Raw genomic sequence first — 5064 nt, 5'->3', positions numbered from 1 at the left:
CCATGTTCCAGCTCACCCGCAGCGTCACCTGGCAGGCCCTCCAGGGCCTGCAGCAGCAGACCGCCAACGACCGCATCCGCGACTACTTCGCCGCCGACCCCCAGCGCTTCGAGAAGATGAGCCTGCGCGTCGGCGGGCTCTTCCTCGACTACTCCAAGCAGCCCGTCTCCGACGCGGTGCTGGCCACGCTGATCGAGCTCGCCGAGCACTCGGCGCTGGTCCAGCGCCGCGCCCAGATGTTCTCCGGCGACATCATCAACGTCACCGAGGACCGGCCCGTCCTCCATACGGCCCTGCGCAATCTCGGTGAGGGACCGCTCAAGGTCGACGGCCAGGACGTGATGCCGGAGATCCAGCGCACCCGCGAGCAGATCCGCGCCTTCTCCGAGGCGGTGCGCAGCGGCGAGTGGACGGGGTACGACGGCCAGCGCATCAAGGACGTGGTCAACATCGGCATCGGCGGCTCGGACCTCGGCCCTAACATGGCCTGCCGGGCGCTGCTCAAGCACCGCCACCCGGGGCTCGGCTTCCACTTCGTCTCCAACGTCGACGGCGCCCATATCCAGAAGGTGCTCAGCCGCCTCGACCCGGCCACCACCCTGTTCATCGTCTCCACCAAGACCTTCTCCACCCAGGAGACGCTGCTCAACGCCCATACCGCGCGCCGCTGGTTCCTGGACAACGCCGGCCCGGAGGCCGACGTGGGGGCGCACTTCATCGCCGCCTCGACCAACAAGGCGGCGGCCATGGCCTTCGGCATCCGCGAGGAGAACGTCTTCGAGTTCTGGGCCTGGGTCGGCGGGCGCTACTCGATGTGGTCCTCCATCGGCCTGCCCATCGCACTCTCCATCGGCTTCGAAGGGTTCATGGAGCTGCTCGAGGGCGCCTATGAGATGGACCAGCACTTCCTGTCCGCGCCCTTCGCCGAGAACATGCCGGTGCTGATGGCGCTGATCGGCATCTGGCACATCAACTTCCAGGGCGCCGAGACCCAGGCCATCGTGCCCTACGACCAGGCGCTGCATCAGCTGCCGGCCTTCCTGCAGCAGCTCGACATGGAGTCCAACGGCAAGTCGGTGGACATCTTCGGCCACCCGGTGGACTACAAGACCGGGCCCATCGTCTGGGGCCAGACCGGTTCCAACGGCCAGCACGCCTTCTTCCAGCTGCTCCACCAGGGCACCCGCTACGTGCCCATCGACTTCATCGCCTCGCTCAGGCCCGAGCCGGGCATGGAGGAGCACCACTTCGCGCTGCTCACCAACATGCTGGCCCAGGCCAACGCCTTCATGGAGGGCAGCCAGACCGGCAGCCGGCTCGACCCCTACAGCTGCCCGGGCAACCGCCCCTCCAGCGTGCTGCTGCTCGACGAGCTGACGCCGAAGAACCTCGGCGCGTTGATCGCGCTCTACGAGCACAAGGTGTTCGTCCAGGGGGTGATCTGGAACATCAACTCCTTCGACCAGTGGGGGGTGCAGCTGGGCAAGCGCATCGCCGGCGAGATCAGCGAGCGCATCGACGCCCACAGCCAGGACTTCGATGCCTCCACCCAGGGCCTGCTGGCGCTGGTGCGCGGACACTTCGCGTCGGGCGGCGAACCGGCTGCCAAGGGCGGCAGGAAGGGCAAGACCCAGGGCTGAGGGCCCTCACCCCCGGGCGAGCGCCAGCCGCTGCCCGGCGCGATACCCCGCCCAGGCGGCGCCCAGCCAGACCACGAGACTGACCGCCACATAGCTCAGGGCCGCCATATGGCGGCCCTGATGCATCAGGTTGAGGGTCTCCAGGCCAAATAGCGAGAAGGTGGTGAAGCCGCCGCAGAAGCCGCCCACCAGGAAGGGCTGCCAGCGCGCGACCCGGCCGTGGGTGCGGCGGGCGGCATAGGCGGCGAAGCCGACGATCAGCCAGGAACCGAGGCCGTTCACCACCAGGGTGGCCCAGGGGAAGGCCGGTCCCGCCAGCGCCAGCGAGACCAGGTAGCGCAGCGTGGATCCCATGGCGCTGCCCAGCCCCACGGCAGCATAGGCACGCCAGGCGATCATGGCAGGCCCCCCGCCAGCCAGGCCCCGGCCAGCAGGGCGGTGACCCCGGTCCCCAGGGTCAGGGCGACGTAGCCCAGGGCCGCGGCCTCGCGCCGCTGCTGGCAGAGCGTCAGGGTCTGCAGGCTGAAGGAGGAGACGGTGGTGTAGCCCCCCAGCAGGCCGATGGCCAGCAGCGACCAGGCCGGCCCCGCCCCGGGGCCAGGCAGGCCCAGCCCACCGGCCGCGAGGCCCATCAGCAGGGCGCCGCTCAGGTTGACCACCAGGGTCCCCCAGGGAAAGCCGACCCCCAGGTAACGGGCCACGAGGTTGCCTACCGCCAGGCGCACCATGCCGCCCAGCCCCCCGCCACCGGCCACGGCCAGCAGCACCAACGGGTCGATGCTCATCCACTCCCCAAGCGTTGCAAGAAAGGTCCCGGATGGTGACGACAAGGCGCCAAAAAAAAGCCACCCGGTGAGGGTGGCCAAGAGTATCGCATGCTTGCCTTGCAGGGGGCAGTGACCCTCGGGTCGCTGCCGAGAACAATCTTGGCACAAGATTGCCATGATGTACAATTTATGTACATGAGCATGTGATGACAACGTCCGGGTCGTGACCCCGGGACAAAGTCCGTATCATGCTGATAACTGAGCGCAACCCTGACACCACATCGCCAACACGCCATAGAGACGGAGGTCACAGCGTGAACCCAATGCGAGCCCTTCCTGCCATCCTCGGCTGGCTGCTGATTGCCCTGGTGGCACTCGCCGCCCCGGCCCAGGCCCAGCAGGCCGACACCGGCAGCGAGCCGCCGGCCTACTCCACCCTGGCCGACCTGCTCGAGAACGAGCAGTCACGCCAGCAGCTGATCGACCAGCTGCGCGGCATGGCCGGTGACGTCGCCGCCTCCGAATCGGCGGGTGCCGAGGAGAGCGCCGCTGGCGCCGAGCCCTCGCTGCCCAGGCAGCTGGCCGAGGCCACCAGCCGCATCGTCGGCGATGTCGGTAGCCAGTTCACCAGCCTGGCGGAGGTGCTCGGCGGTCTGTTCACCGGCAGTGCCGATGCGACCAGCAGCTTCGACACGGCCGCCTTCACCAGCGCCGCCATCAACCTGGGTCTGGTGATACTGGCGACCTTCGTGCTGTTCGTGGCCATCCGTCGCCTCGCCCGGCCGCTGTTCACGCGCATCAGCCAATGGTCGCTCAACGGCCAGGGGCTGACCCCGGTTCTGCGACTGGTACTCTGCGTGGCCCTGGCGGCGGTGATCGACGTGGCGGTGGTGGCCCTGGCCTATGTGGGGGGCAATCTGGTCGCCACCTTCGCGGTGGGCGAGACCGGCGAGCTCTCCACCCGTGCCTCGCTGTTCCTCAACGCCTTCCTGGTGATCGAGCTGCTCAAGGCGGCCGTGCGCATGCTCTTCTCGTCGCGCTACGAGGGGTTGCGCCTGCTGCCGGTGGGGGCCGAGGACGCCTCCTACTGGAATAGCTGGATCGCCCGCCTGATCGGGCTGGTGGGCTATGGCCTGATGGTGGTGGTGCCGCTGGTCAACGCCTACCTGTCGCCGACCCTGGGCCAGAGCATCGGCACCCTGATCATGGTCGGTGCCTTCATCTATGCGGTCGCCGTGGTGCTGCGCAATCGGGTTCGCCTGCGCGACGCCCTCAACCACAAGGCCGACAACGCCACCATGGCGGCCAGCCGGGTCTCGCTGCAGCTGTTCGCCCGCACCTGGCATCTGTTCGCCCTGGCCTACTTCGTGATGGTGCTGGTGCTGGTGCTGACCCGGCCGGCGGACGCCCTGCCCTTCGTGCTCTTCGCCACCCTCAAGACCATCGCCGCGGTGGTGGCGGGCCTGCTGGTCTCGAGCCTGCTGACCCAGACCATCGGCCGGCGCATCCGCCTGGGCGACGACCTGCGCCGCAAGCTGCCCCTGCTCGAGCCACGGCTCAACAGCTACGTGCCCAATGCCCTGCGGGTGATCCGCACCCTGATCCTGATCACGGTGTTCCTGGTGGTGCTGAACGCCTGGGGCGCCTTCGACCTGGCGGCCTGGTACGCCTCCGAGGCCGGCCGCGGCCTGGTCGGCAAGGTGGTCAGCGTGTCGGTGATCCTGGTGATCGCCGTGGCCGCCTGGCTGGGCCTGGCCAGCCTGATCGAGCACAAGCTCAACCCGGAGACCGGCGGCGGCGTGCCCTCGGCCCGGGCCCAGACCCTGCTGGCCCTGTTCCGCAATGCCCTGGCCATCGCCCTGATCACCATGACCGCGATGATCGTGCTGGCCGAGATCGGCATCAACATCGGCCCGCTGATCGCCGGTGCCGGCGTGCTGGGCCTGGCCATCGGCTTTGGCGCCCAGAAGCTGGTGCAGGACATCATCACCGGCATCTTCATCCAGGTGGAGAACGCCATGAACACCGGCGACGTGGTCACGGTGGGCGGCGTCACCGGCACCGCCGAGAAGCTCAGCATCCGCTCGGTGGGCATCCGTGACCTCTCCGGCACCTACCACATCGTGCCCTTCTCCAGCGTGGACACCGTCTCCAACTACATGCGCGAGTTCGGTAACCATGTCGGCGAGTACGGCATCGCCTACCGCGAGAGCATCGACGAGGCCATCGACCAGCTCAAGCTGGCCTTCGAGGACCTCAGGGCCAGCGAGGAGCACGGCCACAAGCTGCTGGAGCCGCTCACCGTGGCCGGCGTCGTGGCGCTGGCCGACAGCTCGGTGAACATCCGGGTGGTCATCAAGACCACGCCCGGCGACCAGTGGGCCGTGGGTCGCGCCTACAACCGCCTGGTCAAGCTGCGCTTCGACGAGGCCGGCATCGAGATTCCCTTCCCGCACACCACGCTCTACTTCGGCGAGGACAAGGCGGGCCGTTCACCGGCCGCCAACGTTCGGGTGCTGGAGTCCACGGCTCGGCAACGCAAGGGGGTCGCGCCCCACCAGGAGGATCCCGAGCGGGGCATCCAGGAGATCGCCGACCCCGACCACCGCAATCCCTCGGGGGACGACATCGAGGAGCCCTGACATCCGGGCGAATCT

General features: G+C 68.4%; 4 protein-coding genes. 2 read left to right on the top strand and 2 right to left on the bottom strand.

Features of this window, described 5'->3' with window-relative positions:
* Window positions 1–2: 2 nt before the first annotated feature.
* Window positions 3–1640 carry a glucose-6-phosphate isomerase gene (gene pgi, locus QLQ86_RS01430; protein WP_282815683.1) on the top strand — a complete coding sequence of 546 codons (1638 nt, stop codon included), beginning with the start codon at window positions 3–5 and terminating at the stop codon, window positions 1638–1640.
* A 6-nt stretch (window positions 1641–1646) separates the two neighbouring features.
* Here pgi and QLQ86_RS01425 read toward each other — a convergent pair whose 3' ends face one another.
* The gene (locus tag QLQ86_RS01425) at window positions 1647–2039 is read right to left on the bottom strand and encodes a fluoride efflux transporter FluC (protein WP_282815682.1); all 393 of its coding nucleotides are present in this window, start codon (window positions 2037–2039) and stop codon (window positions 1647–1649) included.
* Entirely contained in the window at window positions 2036–2425 is a 390-nt protein-coding gene (locus QLQ86_RS01420; protein WP_282815681.1) for a fluoride efflux transporter FluC, read from the bottom strand. Before QLQ86_RS01420 ends, QLQ86_RS01425 begins: the two co-directional genes overlap by 4 nt.
* A gap of 305 nt (window positions 2426–2730) precedes the next feature.
* On the opposite strand from QLQ86_RS01420, the gene ybiO reads away from it, so the two are divergent.
* A complete protein-coding gene (gene ybiO / locus QLQ86_RS01415) occupies window positions 2731–5049 on the top strand; it encodes a mechanosensitive channel protein (RefSeq protein WP_407650023.1) in 2319 nt (772 codons plus the stop codon).
* Window positions 5050–5064 lie beyond the last annotated feature (15 nt).

Source organism: Halomonas rhizosphaerae (assembly GCF_030012485.1).
Taxonomy (GTDB): Bacteria; Pseudomonadota; Gammaproteobacteria; order Pseudomonadales; family Halomonadaceae; genus Halomonas; species Halomonas rhizosphaerae.
The sequence above is the reverse complement of the archived record's forward strand: the minus strand, read 5'-3'. Positions and strand labels throughout refer to the sequence as shown.